Source organism: Bradyrhizobium sp. AZCC 2230, assembly GCF_036924495.1.
Classification (GTDB): Bacteria; Pseudomonadota; Alphaproteobacteria; order Rhizobiales; family Xanthobacteraceae; genus Bradyrhizobium; species Bradyrhizobium rifense.
Genome location: NZ_JAZHRS010000001.1, coordinates 1031036 through 1047192, shown reverse-complemented (window position 1 = coordinate 1047192; position 16157 = coordinate 1031036). Strand labels below are relative to the sequence as shown.

Sequence of the window (16157 nt, the reverse complement as noted above, 5' to 3'; positions counted from 1 at the left end):
TGGAATCTGCTTTTTCTTGGGCGGAATTCCGTTCGAGACGAGGGCTGCCGTGTATCGCTGGTGCACTGACGAGGTCGAGCCTCACGATCGCTTCGATTTTTGGCGCGAGGTGCGCGCCAAGGGGCTGTTCGGGGTCACCGCTGAACTCGAGCACGAGCAGCGCGCAGGCTTCTACGGGGAATTCTCACTAAGCCAGGTCGGCAATGGCGCCCTCGTGGAGCTGAAGGCCTCGTCCTATGCGGTCGAGCGCAGCCAGGCCGACATCGGCTACGCGCCGGGTGACAGCATCTGCGTCTACCAGCAGCTCGGCGGCGGCGGCTGGTTCGGCGGCATGCGCTCGAGCGATTTCGCGATTGCCAATGGCGCCTTTGCCACCAGCCACACCGACCTGCCCTACCGCACGAGGCCGCTGGGCGATGCCGGTTTCCACCTGCGGATCCTGAAGATCCCCGTCAGCGGCCTCGCGACAGAGGACAAGCGCACGCGCGAGCTCGCGCCCAAGGTTTTCAACGATCCCGCTCTCGCGCCTCTGCTTGATGCCTGCTTTGCCGACCTCGGCGAGGCGGCCGCGAATGATGGTTCCCCCGACTCCGTCCCGCTGGTGCAGGCGCTCGGGCATCTGGCGCTGATCGAGCGCGGCATCGTCCGGCCGGGCAGCCGGCGCGGACAGGCCGCGCTCCGGACCGCCCGCCTCTCGCTGGCGCGGCGCCTGATCGCGCACCATCTGCAAGACCCCGATCTGGCACCGGCGCGGATGGCCGACCTGCTCGGCGTCTCCGTGCGCCATTTGCACATGCTGTTCGAGGTCGCCGACCGCAGCTTCTCCCAGACCGTGACGGAAGAGCGGCTGAAGAGAAGCCGCCGCTTGATGCGCGAAGCGCCGGAGCGGCTGATCGCCGACATCGCCAGCGCCTGCGGCTTCGAGAGCCTGGCGACCTATTACCGGGTCTTCAACGCCGCCTACGGCATGGCGCCTGGCGATTTCCGGGCGCAGGCCGCAGGGGCGCGTTAACCCTCGGGCTGGCCGCCGCGGCGAAAAGCCGAGCCACGCCCTGTATTTGGGCAAAAACGTGAGGGTTTTTAGGGCCTTCCCGCGCCTGCTCCATTGACTTTGGCCGATTCCGCCCTATGTTCCGGGTCGACGCGGCTCGGTATCGAAGAGCGATTCCTGAGCTTGGCGCTTTGTTCGCGTGAGTCAGCACCCCCAGCTTCTTTGAGAGCGCGCCGTTTCGGGGTGGAACGCGACAGCCTTATTACCCTCGATTCCGAACGGCGGTTTCGACCAGAGGCTCAATGTCCTTTTCCAATCTCGGACTATCCGAAAAAGTCCTCGCCGCAGTGGCGGCCACCGGTTACACCACCCCTACCCCCATTCAGGAACAGGCGATCCCCCACGTCCTCGCACGCAAGGATGTGCTCGGCATCGCCCAGACCGGCACCGGCAAGACCGCGGCCTTCGTGCTGCCGATGCTCACCATTCTCGAAAAGGGTCGCGCCCGGGCACGCATGCCGCGCACGCTGATCCTGGAGCCGACCCGCGAGCTCGCGGCGCAGGTGAAGGAAAACTTCGACCGCTACGGCGCCGGACAGAAACTCAACGTCGCCCTGCTGATCGGCGGCGTCTCCTTCGGCGACCAGGATGCCAAGCTGACCCGCGGCGTCGACGTGCTGATCGCCACCCCGGGCCGGCTGCTCGACCATACCGAGCGCGGCGGCCTGCTGCTCACCGGCGTCGAGTTGCTCGTCATCGACGAAGCCGACCGCATGCTGGACATGGGCTTCATCCCCGACATCGAGCGCATCTGCAAGCTGGTCCCCTTCACGCGGCAGACCCTGTTCTTCACCGCGACCATGCCGCCGGAAATCCGGCGCATCACCGAGACCTTCCTGCACAATCCGCAGAAGGTCGAAGTCTCCAAACCCGCCACCACGGCCGTCACTGTCACGCAGTGTCAGGTCCCGGCCGGGCGCGAGGCGCATGAAAAGCGCGAATTGCTGCGCCGCCTGCTGCGCGAGGCCAAGGATCTTCAGAACGCGATCATCTTCTGCAATCGCAAGCGCGAGGTCGCCGTCGTTCACAAATCGCTGCAAAAGCACGGTTTCAGCGTCGGCGCCCTGCATGGCGACATGGACCAGTCGGCCCGCACGGCGGCACTCGAACAGTTCCGCAAGGGTGAGCTGCCGCTGCTGGTTGCCTCCGATGTGGCCGCCCGCGGCCTCGACATTCCCGAGGTCAGCCACGTCTTCAATTTCGACGTCCCCCACCATCCCGACGACTACGTCCACCGCGTCGGCCGCACCGGCCGCGCCGGCCGCAGCGGCATGGCCATCTCGCTCGTCACGCCGCTCGACCAGAAGTCGATGGTGGCGATCGAGAAGCTGATCGGCCAGAGCATTCCTCGCGCCGAGGGCGATTACGAAGTGCAGGCTGGTTCGGGTGAGCAGAGCGACCGTCCGCGCGAATCGCGCGGCCGCGATCGCGAAGGTTCCCGCGGCGGACGCGGCAAGCCGCAGCGCGGTCGCGACCGTGAGCGCAGCCACGAGCCGCGCGAGGCGCGACACTCCTCGGAGGCAGCGCCTTCGTCGGATGCAAGACCTGCTGCCGAAGCACGGCCCGCGCGCGAAGCGAGGCCTGCACGTGAGGCAAGGCCTCCGCGCGAAGCCAGGCCATCCTCCGAGCCGCGTCATGGCGCGCGCCAGCAGGCCAACACTGCGCATGTGCCGTCAATCGGCCGTCCCGAGCCGCGCCGCCAGCGCGAGGCCGATACCGAGCCCGGCGATCACTCGCATCTCCCGGCCTTCCTGCTCCGACCGGTCCGCTCCCCCGCCGGAGCCTGATACCACGATACACGCGCAAGTTGAACGGTCGACCGTTTACCGACCGTTCATGATCATCCGTTAGCCTACGAACATAATTTAAGCATTGCTGCGGTCGCTAGCGCACCGACCGCTGTGGGGTATGTTCTGTGGTCAAGGTTCTCGATGAACATGAACGCACGATGGCGTTCGCCGAGGTGGCACTCGGTCAGATCCGGTCGCTGAAGCAAACCGCAATTCCCCGCAATTACGAGATCTGGTACGTCTACGCGACCGGCTACAACGCGCCGCTCAACAAGATCATCAACGAGACGCTGGCACGCAACGGCAAGCTGACCGAGGCCGATCTCGAGCAGATCTACGACACCTATCTCTCCCACATCAAAACGACCGACCGCATCGACAAGGTCGGTGCGCGCGTCATCGGCGAGATCGACGACGTCGTAGATGTGTTGAGCGACGCTCTCGGGATGACCAGCTCTTACGATGCGAGCCTGTCGGGCGCGGCCAAAGAGCTGTCAATGGCCAAGAAGGCCGACCAACTCCAATCGATCATCGCATCTCTGCTCCGTTCGACAAGCGACATGCGTGAGAGCAACAAGACGCTTGAAGATCGGCTCATCCTGGCAAAGAGCGAGATCAGCAATCTCCAGCAGAGCCTGGAAGCGATCCGCGCCGAGAGCCTGACCGATCCGCTGACGGGTCTCGGCAACCGCAAATATTTCGACCGCATGATCGGCATGGCCGTGCAGAGCGCACTCGCGAGCGGCGAGCCGCTGTCGCTCCTGCTGTTCGACATCGACCATTTCAAATCGTTCAACGATTCCTATGGCCATCTCACCGGCGACCAGGTGCTCCGGCTGGTCGGCCTGTCCCTGAAGCAGACCATCAAGGGCCAGGACATTACCGCGCGCTATGGCGGCGAGGAGTTCGCAGTCGTGCTGCCCAACACCGCGCTGCGCCAGGCTCTCACCGTCGCCGACCATATTCGCCGCGCCGTGATGGCGAAGGAATTGAAGAAGAAGTCGACCGGCGAGATCCTCGGCCGCGTCACCATCTCCGTTGGAGTCTCCATGCTGAAGCAGGGTGACGACACCGACGCGCTGATCGATCGTGCGGACGCCTGCCTCTACGCGGCCAAGCGCAACGGCCGCAATCGCGTGATCTGCGAAGTCGATCCCGAATACGCGGTCGAGACGCACAACCGGGTGGTGGCCTAGCCGCCAGTCGCGGCCGCGACATCTCCCCTTCATGCAGCCGTAATAGGTCTGAGGGACACGTCGAGCACGTGACGCGCAATCGACGCTCGACCGGTCGCGATCGAAAGGCCCAGCGTCTTGCCCCATCCGCACGACTTTCACACGCCGCAATCCTCCTACAGCGGGATCGACCTGCTCAGGGCCAGCGACGGCGGCTTCTTCGGCCCGGGCAACGCGCAATTGCCAGCGCCGCCCTTGTTGCTGATGGATCGCATTCCCGAGATCAGCCTGGACCGCGGCGCGTTCGGCAAGGGCCACATCGTGTCCGAGCTGGACGTGACGGCCAGCCTCTGGTTCTTCGAATGTCACCTTCCCGACGATCCCGTGATGCCGGGAAGCCTCAGCCTCGACGCGCTGTGGCAGATGGTCGGCTATTGGCTGGCGTGGTCTGGCTCGCCGGGGACGATCCGGGCGCTGGGTGTCGGCGCCGTCAAGTTCAGGGGGCAGATCACACCGGACATCAAACGCGTGCGCTACGAGGTTGCGATGCGCCAGGTGAAGCGCGGCAGGCTGGCCCTCGGCGTCGCTGATGGACGCGTGCTCGCCGATGAGACCTGCGTCTATGTTGTGCGGGATCTGCGTGTCGGCCTCACCACGTCGGCAGCCTGACATCGCCGCGGCAGGATCTGTCCGCCCGTGCGCTTGACATTGTTCCCGGACGGACGACATCTGAGGCTGTGTCGTCGGCCCCATGCACCCGAGCGTGCGCCCACGGAGGTTCTGTCGTCTTGCCAAACCCGCATGATTTTCACAGGCCACAACCGTCCTACACCAGGGACGAACTGCTGAGATCGAGCGAAGGCGGCTATTTCGGCCCAGGCAATGCGCAATTGCCGGCGCCGCCGATGCTGATGATGGACCGCATCACCGAGATCAGCCTGGACGGCGGCCCGTTCGGCAAGGGCCATATCGTCGGCGAGCTCGACATCGTGCCGGACCACTGGTTCTTCGATTGTCACTATCGCGGTGACGCGATGATGCCGGGAAGTCTCGGCCTGGATGCGATGTGGCAGATGGTCGGCTACTGGCTCGGCTGGTCGGGCTCACCGGGCAAGGGCCGCGCCATCGGCGTCGGTGAGGTCGAGGTCACGGGCGCCATCACGCCGGAGACGCGATCGGTGCGCTACGAGGTCGCCATGCGCATGGTCCGCCGCGGCAAGCTGGTGCTCGGAATAGCCGATGGCCGCGTGCTTGCCGACGGCACCTGCGTGTTCGTGGCAAAGGATATGCGGGTTGGCCTGACCAAGGCCGCGGACTGATCCTCAGGTCCTGTAGGGTGGGCAAAGGCGCGACGCGCCGTGCTCACCACTATCTCGGTCGCGAGAAGATGGTGGGCACGCTCCGCTTTGCCCACCCTACCGCACCGTTCTCTTGGTTGCTGTCTTGGCCGGCCGCTTCTTGGCAACTGCCTTCGTCGCCGTAGCTTTCTTCTTCGGCTGCTTCTTCACCTTGGCGCGCTGCGCGGCGGCGAGCGCTGCCCTCGCCCATTGCGCCAGCTCCTCGGAATCGTCGAACAGGCGCGCCGGCAGCTCCCAGTAGGAGTTGACCAGCACGGTTTTGGCGCGGGTCGAATACTGGAACGGTTTTGAACCTTCCGCTTCAAAGTCCGGAATGGTCACCTCGTCGGCCCGGAAGAACAGGCCGGCGCGCAGGGCGAGCGCGAAATTGATGCCGTCGGCGGAGATGCCGTAGCCGGAGAACATCTTGCGGATGGCAACGGGGCCGAAATCGGCGAACAGGTCGATCAGGAATTCGCGGTCCATGGCCCAACTCTCTCCCCGGCGTCGTCCCCGCGAAAAGCCGGGACGACAAAGGAGTGTTTGGCGCGAGCCCGTGCTTACCCGTCGATCTTGGCCGGGCGCAGCTCGACCGACTCGCCGCAGCCGCAGGCGGAGATCTGGTTGGGATTGTTGAAGACGAACTGGGCTTGCATCTTGTCGGCCTTGTAATCCATCTCGGTGCCGAGCAGGAACAGCACGGCCTTGGGGTCGACCAGGATCTTGACGCCCTTGTCCTCGACGACCTCGTCGGTCGGGCGGATATCATGAGCGTATTCGACCGTGTAGGACTGGCCGGCGCAGCCGCCGTTCTTGACGCCGACCCGCAGGCCGACGATCTCGGAGTCCGCGCGGCTCGTCAGTTCGCTGATGCGCTGGGCTGCGGCATCCGTGAGCCGCATCACCTGCGGACGCGGCCGCCGGGGCTTCGGAGTGGATGCTGGTGTTGAGCCGGACGAAATCTGTGTCATGTCAGTGATGTGGTCCGTTGCTGAGCGAATTCAATGCCCGAGGATTCAAAGCAGAGTGTTACGCGTCACCACATATTGAGGACGAGGCGGGCCTCGTCGCTCATGCGTTCCGGCGTCCAGGCCGGCTCCCAGATCACCTTGACGTCGACCACGCCGACGCCGGGAACGCTGGCGACCGCGTTCTCGACCATGGTCGGCAGCTCGCCGGCGGCCGGGCAGTTCGGCGTCGTCAGCGTCATCTGCACGTCAACGGAGCGATCGTCCTTGATCTCGACCTTGTAGATCAGGCCAAGCTCGTAGATGTCGGCTGGGATTTCCGGATCGAACACTGTCTTGAGGCCTGCAATGATCTCGGTGGTGAGACGCTCGGTCTCCTCCGGCGGCAGCGCCGAATGAGTCTCCATCGGATTGGCTTTGATTTCGGCCGTGTCACTCATGCGAACAAATCCCGCGCCTTCAGCAGCGCCTGTGCCAGATGATCGACTTCTTCCCGCGTATTATACATGCCGAACGACGCCCGGCATGTGGCGGTCACGTTGAACCGCTCTAAAAGCGGCATCACGCAATGGGTGCCGGCGCGGACCGCGATGCCCTGACGGTCGATCACGGTGGCGACGTCATGGGCGTGCGCGCCCTTGAGCTCGAAGGAGATCACCGGGCCCTTGCCCCGCGCCGTGCCGATCAGCCGCAGCGAATTGATCTCGCGCAACTTCTCCTGGGCGTAGGTGACGAGATCGTGCTCGTGGGCGGCGATGCGCTCCTTGCCGATCGAATTGACGTAGTCGATGGCCGCGCCAAGGCCGACCGCCTCGACGATCGCGGGCGTGCCGGCCTCGAATTTGTGCGGGGGATCGCCGTAGGTGACGATGTCGCGCGAGACCTCGCGGATCATCTCGCCGCCGCCATTATAGGGGCGCATCGCGACGAGATGGTCGTACTTGGCCCAGAGCACGCCGATGCCGGTCGGCCCGTACACCTTGTGTCCGGTGAAGACGTAGAAGTCGCAGCCGATATCCTGAACGTCGACCGGCATATGCACGGCGCCCTGGCTGCCGTCGACCAGCACGGGAATGCCGCGGGCATGGGCGATCTTCACAACGTCCTTGACCGGCACGATGGTGCCGAGCGCATTCGACATCTGCGTGATGGCGACCAGCTTGGTCTTCGACGTCAGCAGCTTCTCGAACTCGTCGATGAGGAAATTGCCCTCATCGTCGACGGGCGCCCACTTGATCACGGCACCCTGTCGCTCCCGGAGGAAATGCCATGGCACGATGTTGGAGTGGTGCTCCATGATCGAGATGACGATCTCGTCGCCCTCTTTGATGTTCGGCCCGCCCCAGGACGAGGCGACGAGATTGATCGCCTCCGTCGCATTGCGGGTGAAGATCACTTCCTCAGTACGCGCAGCATTGATGAACTGCGCGGCCTTGGTGCGGCCGCCCTCATAGGCTTCGGTCGCGGCGTTGGCGAGGTAATGCAGGCCGCGATGCACGTTGGCGTATTCGGACTGATAGGCCTGCGTCATGCGATCGAGCACAGCGCTCGGCTTCTGCGCGGAGGCCGCGTTGTCGAGATAGACCAGCGGCTTGCCGTAGATCTGCATCGCGAGCGCCGGAAAATCCTGGCGCACGCGCGCAACGTCATAGGCACCGTTCTTGACTGCGGGATGCGTGCTCATGACCGGCGCTCCAGCCAGCGCTCGGCAATGCCGATCACATGCTCACGCAGATTATCATCAGCGATCTGTTCGATCGCTTCGCCCACAAAAGCCTGGATCAGCAGCGCCTGGGCCTGCTTCTCGGGCAGGCCGCGCGCCTTCAGATAGAACAGCAGGCTGTCGTCCAGTGCACCCGCGGTAGCGCCGTGGCCGCAGGAGACGTCATCGGCGAAGATCTCGAGCTCGGGCTTGTTGTCGGCCTCGGCTTCGTCCGAGAGCAGCAGCGCCCGGGTCATCATCTTGCCGTCGGTCTTCTGCGCGTCGGGACGGACGATGATGCGGCCCTGGAACACCGAGTGCGCACGGTCGTCGATCACCGCACGGAACACTTCGCGGCTGACGCAGTTCGGCACAGCGTGATCGACCACCAGCGTGGTGTCGCCATGCTCGGTCTTCTGCAGCAGGTTGACGCCGTTGGCCGAGAGCTCGCTGCCCTCGCCCGCCAGCGTGATGAAGCCTTGCAGCCGGCTGACGGCAGCACCGGTGGTCATGTTGAAGAAATTGAGTTTGACGTTGGCGCCGACCGTCACGAAATGCGAGGTCACGTTCAGCGCGTCAGGCGCATCGTCCATCAGGCGGATATGCGCGACATCGGCATCGTCGCCGACCGTGATGAGCACGGCGTCGCTGACCTGGTAGGCCTTGGCGCCGGCCGCAACGAAACTCTCCACGATGGTGGCGCGAGCGCCCTTTCCGATCGCGAGCTGCGAACGGGTGAAGTGAGATGCGGAAGCTGCGGTCGCGATGTGGATGATCTGGATCGGTGCGGACAGCTGGACGCCGTCGGCAATCGACAGCACCACGCCATCGGTCGCCATCGCTGCGTTGAGCGCGATCACCGCGTCGGTGGACGCGGTCTTCAGCAGGCCGGCGTCCTTCTCCAGCGTCTCCCGCAACGTCTTGAAGCCCGCCTCGGCGGCGAGCGTCTTGATGTCGGAGAGCTCGGCCGCGAACACGCCGTCGACCAGCGCCAGCTTGTGGGCGCCGGCGATCGCATGCGCCTTCACGGCGTCCGCGGCACGCTTCAGAGCAGCCGCATCGGGCGCGGCTGCCAACGGCAGCACCTCGCCGACCAGCGCGCGCAGGTCAGTGTACTTCCATTCCTCGATCCGGCGGTGCGGCAGGCCGAGACGCTCATAGGTCTCGAACGCCTCGCGGCGCGCTGCGATCACAGTCGGCGAACCCGGCAAGCGGCCTTCGGCGCTGGTGAAGAGATCGCTCACCGCGCGGCCCTTTCCGGTCTTTGCCACAGCAACGTTCATCACAAAATTCCTTACGCGGCGTCCTCGAACTGGGCGTAACCGGACGCTTCCAGCTCCAACGCCAGCTCCTTGCCGCCGCTCTTCACGACACGGCCCTTCGACATCACGTGCACCACGTCGGGCACGATGTAGTTGAGCAGCCGCTGATAGTGGGTGATCACGACCATCGCGCGCTTGGGCGAGCGCAGCGCGTTGACGCCGTCGGCCGCGATGCGCAGCGCGTCGATGTCGAGGCCGGAATCCATCTCGTCGAGGATGCACAGGCTCGGCTCGAACAGCGCCATCTGGAGCACCTCGTTACGCTTCTTCTCGCCGCCGGAGAAGCCGACATTGACGCCGCGCTTGAGCATGTCCTGCGGAATGTTCAGCGACTTCGAGACCTCGCGGACCTTCCTCAGGAAGTCCGGGGTCGAATATTCGCTCTCGCCGCGCGCCTTGCGCTGTGCGTTCAGCGCAGTGCGCAGGAATGTCATGGTGGCGACGCCGGGAATTTCGACCGGGTACTGGAACGCCAGGAACACGCCTTTGGCGGCGCGCTCGTCCGGCGACATTTCCAGGAGGTCTTCGCCCTTGAACAGAATCTGGCCGCCGGTCACCTCATAGCCGGGCTTGCCGGCGATGACATGCGAGAGCGTCGATTTGCCGGAGCCGTTCGGCCCCATGATCGCGTGCACCTGGCCTTCGTTCACGGTCAGCGTCAGCCCATGGAGGATCTCACGCTCCTCGACACGAACCTGGAGGTCTTTCACTTCAAGCAAAGCCATCTTGGTATCCAGTTTATTCAATTGATGTTGGAGCGCGAGTTGCGCACCGCGAGGGCCGGCAATTAGCCAACTGACCCTTCAAGCGAGATCGAGATCAGCTTCTGCGCTTCGACCGCGAACTCCATCGGGAGCTGCTGAAGCACGTCCTTGACGAAACCGTTGACGACGAGGCCGACAGCCTCTTCCTGGCTAAGGCCGCGCTGGACGCAGTAGAACAGCACGTCCTCGGAGATTTTTGAGGTCGTCGCCTCGTGCTCGAAGGTCGCCGATGAGTTCTTGGCTTCGATGTACGGCACGGTGTGCGCGCCGCACTTGTCGCCGATGAGCAAGGAATCGCAGGCGGTGAAGTTGCGCGCACCGGTCGCTTTACGGTGCGCGGTAACGAGGCCGCGATAGGTGTTCTGCGACTTGCCGGCGGCGATGCCCTTCGAGATGATCCGGCTCGACGTGTTCTTGCCGAGATGGATCATCTTGGTGCCCGAGTCGACCTGCTGGAAGCCGTTCGAGATCGCGATCGAGTAGAACTCGCCGCTGGAATTATCGCCGCGCAAGATGCAGCTCGGATACTTCCAGGTGATGGCGGAGCCGGTCTCGACCTGGGTCCAGGAAATCTTGGAGCGGTCGCCGCGGCAATCGCCACGCTTGGTGACGAAATTGTAGATGCCGCCCTTGCCTTCCGAATTGCCGGGATACCAGTTCTGCACCGTCGAATATTTGATCTCGGCGTCGTCATGCGCGACGAGTTCGACCACGGCGGCATGCAGCTGATTCTCGTCACGCTGCGGCGCGGTGCAGCCTTCGAGATAGCTGACGTAAGAGCCCTTGTCGGCGATGATCAGCGTGCGCTCGAACTGGCCGGTGTTGCGCTCGTTGATGCGGAAATAGGTCGACAGCTCCATCGGGCAGCGCACGCCCGGCGGCACGTAGACGAACGAGCCGTCGGAGAACACCGCCGAATTCAGCGTCGCGTAGAAATTGTCGGAGGTTGGAACCACCGAGCCGAGATATTTCTGCACCAGCTCGGGATGCTCGCGGATGGCTTCCGAGATCGGCATGAAGATCACGCCGGCCTTCTTCAGCTCCGCCTTGAATGTGGTCGCAACGGAGACCGAATCGAACACAGCGTCGACCGCGATCTTGCGACGCGCGGGATCTTGCTCGCCGGGCTTGGGCTCGACGCCTTCGAGCATCGCGACTTCCCGCAAGGGAATGCCGAGCTTCTCGTAGGTCTTGAGAATCTCCGGATCGATCTCGTCGAGCGAGGTGACCGTCTTCTTCGGCTTCGGCGCTGCGTAGTAATAGAGGTCCTGGAAGTCGATCTTGGGATAGTCGACGCGCGCCCAGGTCGGCTCGGTCATGGTCAGCCAGCGCCGATAGGCTTCGAGCCGCCACTGGAGCATCCAGGCGGGCTCGTTCTTCTTCTCGGAGATGAACCTGACGGTATCTTCGGACAGCCCCTTGGGGGCTTTGTCGGACTCGATCTGGGTCTCAAACCCATAACGATACTGGTCGACGTCGATGCGCTTGACGCGCTCGACCGTCTCTTGGACGGCTGGCATTCTATCCTCCGCTCGCGGTTTCAAGGACCGCGGTGGATCAAACTCTGACGAGTATTACGATGTTTATTGGCGGAAAGCACGGGCTTAGAACCGTTCAAGCCGTGTTTCGTCGCTTAGCCTCTAAGTAGGGTATTACCGAGCTTTCGCCAAGCCTCTAACGCCCTGTTGATGTCATCCGGTTCCGTGGACCAGCCCAGACTGAGGCGCACCGCTCCCTGGGCCACGGTGGCATCGTACCCCATCGCCGAGAGCACGTGGGACAGCTGGACCTTACCCGAGGAACAGGCCGAACCGGAGGATACGGCGATGCCCTCAAGGTCGAAGCCGATCACGGCAGTCTCGGCCTTGAGCCCGGGCGCGGTGAATAGAACGGTATTCGGCAACCTCTTCGCGTCCTCCCCGAAGATGGTCGCCCCCGCAATGCTCCGAAGACCATTTCCCAAGTAATCTCTGAGGCTTGTCATCCGCTCCGCATCCTCCGGCAGAGCCTGAAGGGCGGCTTTCACCGCCGCACCGAAGCCGGCGATCCCGGCGACATTCTCGGTTCCCGCCCGCCGGCCGAGCTCCTGTCCGCCACCCCTCAGCACCGGTTCCAACCCGGCAAGCCCCTCCGCCACGACCAGCGCGCCGACGCCTTTGGGGCCGCCGATCTTGTGCCCAGAAAAGGTCGCAAGGTCCGCACCTACCGTATTAATATTGAACGCAATTTTGCCGAGCGCCTGGATCGCGTCGACATGCAGGAGGCCGCCGGCCTCGTGAACGAGCCCTGCCGCCTCCGCGACCGGCTGGAGCGCGCCGGTCTCGTTGTTGGCCGCCATGATCGAAACCAGCGCCGGCGGGCCGTCGGCGAGCAGCGCCCGGAGATGATCGAGGTCGACGACGCCGGAGCGCGTGACACGGATCTGGCCGATGTCACCGGCCGGGAATCGGCCGCCCGCCAGCACCGAGGCATGCTCGACCGCGGAAACCAGGAGGCGCCGCACCGGCTCGCCCGATCGGCCGCGCAAGCCGGGCGACAGCGCCAGCGCATTGGCCTCGGTTCCGGCAGAGGTGAAAACCACGTTCCGCGGCAGCGCGCCGACGGCTGCCGCAAGTGCGCCACGTGCGTCCTCGACCAGTCGCCGCGCCTCCCGTCCCTCGGCATGGACCGAGGACGGATTGCCGATCAGCTCGTAGGCGGCCAGCATCGCTGCGCGCGCCTCGGCGCGCAGCGGCGTGGTCGCATTCCAGTCGAGATAGACGCGGCTCGGCATGGCGCCCTCTTAGCACTTTTTCCTCTCGCGCCAATCGGCAGCCGCCGCACATCAGGCCGGCTGTTGCTGCGCAATCCCGCTGACGGAACTGGGCTCCATCCGCAGTCCGAACAGCGGCCGCAGCCAGGCGATCCGACGCGCGATCTCGTAGGTGACGAGACATGTGAGCGCAGTGCCTGATATCACGATGGCGGCTTCGCTCCCCGCAGATAGCCCGCTGCCCTGCAATGCGTGCGCGATCATGATGATCGCGGTCTGATGCACGATGAAATAGGGAAAGATCGCATCGGTCAGATAGCGCCGCACGGGCCCATCGGCCGTCAAATGACGTCGCGCAAAGCCGAGCACCGCCGCCATCGCCAGCCATTGGTAGCAGCCATAGACCGAGCCGGCGAACCATCTCGGCACGGACGACCGCGGAAGCAAGCCGGCATAAACGAGCACGAAGGCGGCGAAGAAAGCGGCTGCAAGCGTCAGCGCCGTCCACCGTTGCCGCTCGAGGTCGCGCCAGATGCCGCCCTCGCGTGCAAGCAGGAAGCCGATCAGGAACGCAGTCGCATAGTCCGCGTGGTCATACCAATCGCCGAACAGCGCATGCGTCGACGGGAAGATCGGCGAGAGAAACAGCCGCCAGGCGGCAAACAGCAGGCATGGCAGCACGAGGAGCCATGGCCCGGCGAGCACGGCCGTCACCCTCTCACCAATCCAGTCGGCAGCCGTCGGCCACACGTACAGCACGCCGGCCAGGGCCATGGTGTAGACCCAGAGATAGAGCACGAACCAGAGATGGTTCCAGGTCGGCTGCACGATGCAGGGGTTCGGGCAGAACTGCGCGCTGAACGCCAGATAGTGGTGGAGATAGTAATCGGCGAAACCTTGAAGATAAGAGGCTTGGGGATAACCGAGGCCTTCGACGATCTGGAGATAGGACTGCGGCGGCACGATCACGAGCATGCCGAAGATCAGCGGGATCAAGAGCCGCACCGACCGTGCGCGGGCGAAGGCGGCGAGCCGAACCTTTCCCAGCATGAAGCGGCTGGCGACCCCGGAGACGAGGAACAGCAGCGACAGCCGCCAGGGATTGATCACCAGCATCACCGGCTCGAGCCAGGTCAGCCGGTGCTCGCTCTTGATGTGAAATCCCCAGGACACGTAGAGCATGCCGACGTGGTAGAAGATCAAGAACCCGAAGGCTAAAATCCGCACCCAATCCAGATCGATGCGTCGTTCCGAAGTCGAAATTTGTTGCGGTGTTGACATGGTTCTCTGCTCCTTGACGGCAAGACAAACGACGGCACGGCAAACGCGGTTTTCAGGCCATGGCTGAGGGCCAAAATGCCCCCGAAACGGAGCGCGTCGAGACGGTTTGGGATCAGGACCGGGCGCGAGGGGACGAGGCGTCGCCCTCCGGGACGAGCGGTTGGCCCGGCGGGATCGATGGCGACTGGACGATGTTTGCTGCGATCGCAGCCGTCGCGTTCGCCATCGGCATCGTCAATGCGCTCTCCGGCGCACAAGACGCCGCCTGGCGTGGCGACAGCTATGACATTGGCCGGCGACTGTTCTGGGAGCTGTCGAGCATCATCGTCATCCTGCTGCTGGTGCCGATCCTGGCGCTGGCCGTCCGGCGCATCCGTCAGGCACGGGGCCTTGCGGCACGGATCGGAATCGCTGCGACCGGCCTGCTCGGCTTCTCGGCCCTCCACATCATCGGCATGGTGGGTTTGCGGAAACTCCTGCTTTGGCTCGCGGGAGGCGCCTACGACTTCCACTTCTCGCTGGCGACGGTCCTGTACGAGTTCCGCAAGGATACCGTCACCGCTCTGCTGCTGGGAGCAACGCTCTGGCTGATCGAAAGCCGGCGCGAGCTGCGGAAGGTCGCGCGTGCGGCGATGTCCAACCCGGCTGCTCCGCAGGAGCAACCATCCCCCGATCTGATCTGGCTCCGGACGGCGGCAGCCGCATCCGTGTCGCGCCGCGTGACATCCTCTGGGTCGCCTCCGCCGGCAACTATATTGAATACATCCTCGCCAACGGCACCCAGCACCTGATCCGCGGCACGTTGGCCGCGACCGAAAGCGAGCTCGCCCGCTTCGCCATCGTGCGCGTGCACCGGACAAGACTGGCCAATCTCGACCGGGTAAACGGCGTGGACTTCAAGCCGTCTGGGGATTTCGAGCTCACATTCGACAATGGGCAAACACTTGGGGGCAGTCGCCGCTACCGGCCCGCGGTCGCCTCACTCGGAGGGCGCACCGCGCCTGTGTGAATCGCTCGTCGGATCGCCCGGGCGGTCGATAAACGGTCGTGATTCCAATCAGTTGCCGCCCGAGATGTGAGCCTGCCCATGACCCCGCTCCGCTCCGCCACCATGGGCATGACATCGCGATGACCAGCTAAGTTCTTGAGCACATTGGCAGATGTCGAAGATGCTTGCTTTTAGCCCCGCAGCCTATGTTAGAACGCGGCCGTCAAGTCACCGCGCGCCATTTGCGCATCACCGCAAGGCGCACGCCTTCTCGCCCTTCCATTCGCGCTCTCGCCGGCGTCGCTGCCGATGAGGCCACAATCGGTTGATTGCGGAGAACCGTCTCTCCAGGACATCAATCAAGAGATCATCCATGCCTGAAGTTATTTTCACTGGCCCCGCCGGCCGTCTCGAAGGCCGCTATCACCCGGCCAAGCAGAAGAACGCGCCGATCGCGATGGTCCTGCATCCGCATCCGCAGTTTCACGGCACGATGAATCATCAGATCATCTACCAGTGCTACTACGCCTTCGCGCATCGCGGCTTCTCGGTGCTGCGCTTCAACTTCCGCGGCGTCGGCCGCAGCCAGGGCTCGTTCGACCACGGCACCGGCGAATTGTCGGATGCGGCGGCGGCGCTCGACTGGGCGCAGACCATCAATCCCGAAGCGCGCGCCTGCTGGGTCGCCGGCTTCTCCTTCGGCGCCTGGATCGGCATGCAGCTTCTGATGCGCCGCCCCGAGGTCGAGGGTTTTATTTCGATCGCGCCGCCGGCGAACCTTTACGACTTCTCGTTCCTTGCGCCCTGCCCGTCCTCGGGCCTGATCGTGCATGGCGAGAAGGATGCCGTAGTGCCGCCGAAGGACGTCAACACGCTGGTCGAGAAGCTGAAGACGCAGAAGGGCATCGTGATCGACCAGCAGGTCATCCCCGGCGCCAACCACTTCTTCGACGCCAAGCTCGAGCCGCTGATGGAAACCATCACGGCCTATCTCGACATGCGCCTCGCCAACGTGCGCTGAGATTGA

General features: G+C 64.2%; 16 protein-coding genes and 1 pseudogene. 8 read left to right on the top strand and 9 right to left on the bottom strand.

The window, feature by feature from the left end; translation table 11 throughout:
- Positions 1-49: 49 nt before the first annotated feature.
- From V1280_RS04945 to fabA (V1280_RS04925), 5 genes are all read left to right on the top strand, one after another.
- Entirely contained in the window at positions 50-1012 is a 963-nt protein-coding gene (locus V1280_RS04945) for a helix-turn-helix transcriptional regulator (RefSeq protein WP_334519786.1), read from the top strand.
- Positions 1013-1293: 281 nt separating this feature from the next.
- Positions 1294-2838, top strand: a complete 1545-nt coding sequence (locus V1280_RS04940) for a DEAD/DEAH box helicase (RefSeq protein WP_334519783.1) — start codon at positions 1294-1296, stop codon at positions 2836-2838.
- Positions 2839-2966: 128 nt separating this feature from the next.
- Positions 2967-4037 carry a GGDEF domain-containing protein gene (locus tag V1280_RS04935; RefSeq protein ID WP_334519780.1) on the top strand — a complete coding sequence of 357 codons (1071 nt, stop codon included), beginning with the start codon at positions 2967-2969 and terminating at the stop codon, positions 4035-4037.
- Between the two features lie 117 nt (positions 4038-4154).
- Complete coding sequence (gene fabA, locus V1280_RS04930) at positions 4155-4685, top strand: bifunctional 3-hydroxydecanoyl-ACP dehydratase/trans-2-decenoyl-ACP isomerase (protein ID WP_148775013.1); 531 nt, start codon at positions 4155-4157, stop codon at positions 4683-4685.
- 119 nt (positions 4686-4804) lie between these two features.
- Positions 4805-5335, top strand: coding sequence for a bifunctional 3-hydroxydecanoyl-ACP dehydratase/trans-2-decenoyl-ACP isomerase (gene fabA, locus V1280_RS04925; protein WP_334519774.1), 531 nt, complete (start codon positions 4805-4807; stop codon positions 5333-5335).
- Positions 5336-5409: 74 nt separating this feature from the next.
- On the opposite strand, the pseudogene V1280_RS04920 reads toward fabA (V1280_RS04925), so the two are convergent.
- The 9 genes and pseudogenes from V1280_RS04920 to V1280_RS04880 all read right to left on the bottom strand — a co-directional run.
- Positions 5410-5839: pseudogene (locus V1280_RS04920) on the bottom strand (TfoX/Sxy family protein); the annotation flags it as partial.
- Between the two features lie 74 nt (positions 5840-5913).
- On the bottom strand, positions 5914-6324 hold the full coding sequence (locus tag V1280_RS04915) for a HesB/IscA family protein (RefSeq protein WP_334519767.1): 411 nt from the start codon (positions 6322-6324) through the stop codon (positions 5914-5916).
- 65 nt (positions 6325-6389) lie between these two features.
- Positions 6390-6761 carry an SUF system Fe-S cluster assembly protein gene (locus V1280_RS04910; protein ID WP_071914314.1) on the bottom strand — a complete coding sequence of 124 codons (372 nt, stop codon included), beginning with the start codon at positions 6759-6761 and terminating at the stop codon, positions 6390-6392.
- Positions 6758-8005 (bottom strand): cysteine desulfurase, encoded by a 1248-nt coding sequence (locus V1280_RS04905; RefSeq protein WP_334519756.1) that lies wholly within the window; start codon positions 8003-8005, stop codon positions 6758-6760. Before V1280_RS04905 ends, V1280_RS04910 begins: the two co-directional genes overlap by 4 nt.
- Complete coding sequence (sufD, locus tag V1280_RS04900) at positions 8002-9306, bottom strand: Fe-S cluster assembly protein SufD (protein WP_334519753.1); 1305 nt, start codon at positions 9304-9306, stop codon at positions 8002-8004. Before sufD ends, V1280_RS04905 begins: the two co-directional genes overlap by 4 nt.
- 11 nt (positions 9307-9317) lie before the next feature.
- Complete coding sequence (gene sufC / locus V1280_RS04895; protein ID WP_334519750.1) at positions 9318-10070, bottom strand: Fe-S cluster assembly ATPase SufC; 753 nt, start codon at positions 10068-10070, stop codon at positions 9318-9320.
- Positions 10071-10132: 62 nt separating this feature from the next.
- Entirely contained in the window at positions 10133-11629 is a 1497-nt protein-coding gene (sufB, locus tag V1280_RS04890) for a Fe-S cluster assembly protein SufB (protein ID WP_334519747.1), read from the bottom strand.
- Positions 11630-11742: 113 nt separating this feature from the next.
- Positions 11743-12882 (bottom strand): cysteine desulfurase family protein, encoded by a 1140-nt coding sequence (locus tag V1280_RS04885; protein ID WP_334519744.1) that lies wholly within the window; start codon positions 12880-12882, stop codon positions 11743-11745.
- Between the two features lie 51 nt (positions 12883-12933).
- Complete coding sequence (locus V1280_RS04880; protein WP_334519741.1) at positions 12934-14142, bottom strand: acyltransferase family protein; 1209 nt, start codon at positions 14140-14142, stop codon at positions 12934-12936.
- A gap of 59 nt (positions 14143-14201) precedes the next feature.
- Between V1280_RS04880 and V1280_RS04875 the strand changes: the two genes are divergently transcribed.
- The 3 genes from V1280_RS04875 to V1280_RS04865 all read left to right on the top strand — a co-directional run bounded on the left by V1280_RS04875 (position 14202) and on the right by V1280_RS04865 (position 16151).
- Positions 14202-14933 carry a hypothetical protein gene (locus V1280_RS04875; protein WP_334538632.1) on the top strand — a complete coding sequence of 244 codons (732 nt, stop codon included), beginning with the start codon at positions 14202-14204 and terminating at the stop codon, positions 14931-14933.
- Positions 14822-15151: a LytTR family DNA-binding domain-containing protein gene (locus tag V1280_RS04870; RefSeq protein ID WP_334538178.1), complete on the top strand. Its 330-nt coding sequence runs from the start codon at positions 14822-14824 to the stop codon at positions 15149-15151. Before V1280_RS04875 ends, V1280_RS04870 begins: the two co-directional genes overlap by 112 nt.
- 352 nt (positions 15152-15503) lie before the next feature.
- The gene (locus V1280_RS04865; RefSeq protein WP_007591562.1) at positions 15504-16151 is read left to right on the top strand and encodes an alpha/beta hydrolase; all 648 of its coding nucleotides are present in this window, start codon (positions 15504-15506) and stop codon (positions 16149-16151) included.
- The last annotated feature ends 6 nt before the right edge of the window (positions 16152-16157 follow it).

What these genes read in the sequence shown, in the direction of transcription:
- V1280_RS04940 (WP_334519783.1), top strand. Translation starts at nt 1,294, where the DNA reads ATGTCCTTTTCCAATCTCGGACTATCCGAAAAAGTCCTCGCCGCAGTG.
- V1280_RS04915 (WP_334519767.1), bottom strand. Translation starts at nt 6,324, where the DNA reads ATGACACAGATTTCGTCCGGCTCAACACCAGCATCCACTCCGAAGCCC.
- V1280_RS04910 (WP_071914314.1), bottom strand. Translation starts at nt 6,761, where the DNA reads ATGAGTGACACGGCCGAAATCAAAGCCAATCCGATGGAGACTCATTCG.
- V1280_RS04905 (WP_334519756.1), bottom strand. Translation starts at nt 8,005, where the DNA reads ATGAGCACGCATCCCGCAGTCAAGAACGGTGCCTATGACGTTGCGCGC.
- sufD (WP_334519753.1), bottom strand. Translation starts at nt 9,306, where the DNA reads ATGAACGTTGCTGTGGCAAAGACCGGAAAGGGCCGCGCGGTGAGCGAT.
- sufC (WP_334519750.1), bottom strand. Translation starts at nt 10,070, where the DNA reads ATGGCTTTGCTTGAAGTGAAAGACCTCCAGGTTCGTGTCGAGGAGCGT.
- sufB (WP_334519747.1), bottom strand. Translation starts at nt 11,629, where the DNA reads ATGCCAGCCGTCCAAGAGACGGTCGAGCGCGTCAAGCGCATCGACGTC.
- V1280_RS04885 (WP_334519744.1), bottom strand. Translation starts at nt 12,882, where the DNA reads ATGCCGAGCCGCGTCTATCTCGACTGGAATGCGACCACGCCGCTGCGC.
- V1280_RS04880 (WP_334519741.1), bottom strand. Translation starts at nt 14,142, where the DNA reads ATGTCAACACCGCAACAAATTTCGACTTCGGAACGACGCATCGATCTG.
- V1280_RS04875 (WP_334538632.1), top strand. Translation starts at nt 14,202, where the DNA reads ATGGCTGAGGGCCAAAATGCCCCCGAAACGGAGCGCGTCGAGACGGTT.
- V1280_RS04865 (WP_007591562.1), top strand. Translation starts at nt 15,504, where the DNA reads ATGCCTGAAGTTATTTTCACTGGCCCCGCCGGCCGTCTCGAAGGCCGC.